1 protein-coding gene is annotated in these 593 nt (G+C 63.9%); it reads right to left on the bottom strand.

The features are described 5' to 3' along the window. Positions 1-593, bottom strand: a 593-nt coding sequence (locus AC1D10_RS35575; protein ID WP_477279993.1) for an ATP-binding cassette domain-containing protein, incomplete at both ends; no start/stop codon positions are given.

The following is a 593-nucleotide window of genomic DNA, read 5'->3' on the forward strand; positions in this document are numbered from 1 at the left end:
GCGTCTGACCCGGATAGATGTCGACCGACACGTTCTTCAGCACCTTGATGTGGCTGCGGCCGTAGGCGGCGGTGACGTTCTTCACCGACAGGAACGGCGTCATGCCGGGCTTCTGCTCGGCATGTTCGATCTCATGCACCGAGACCAGCGCATTGGTGTATTCCTGGCGCGGTTCCTTGATGATCTGCCGTGTGCCGCCCCATTCGACCAGTCGGCCATGGCGCAGCACCATGATCTCGTCCGACACCTGGGCAACGACGGCAAGGTCGTGGGTGATGTAGAGCGCCGCCACATGGGTATCGCGGATGGCGTCCTTGATCGCCGCCAGCACGTCGATCTGCGTCGTCACGTCGAGCGCCGTGGTCGGCTCGTCGAAGACGATCAGATCCGGCTCGGAGCAAAGTGCCATCGCCGTCATCACGCGCTGCAACTGGCCGCCCGAGACCTGGTGCGGAAAGCGTTCGCCGATGGTTTCGGGGTTCGGCAGGCTGAGCTTCTTGAACAGCGCAACGGCGCGCTTCTCGGCCTCGGCACGCGTCGCCGTACCGTGCAGCAGCGTGGCTTCCACCACCTGGTCCATAAGCTTGTGCGCC

Source organism: Mesorhizobium sp. P2_A8, assembly GCF_056404935.1.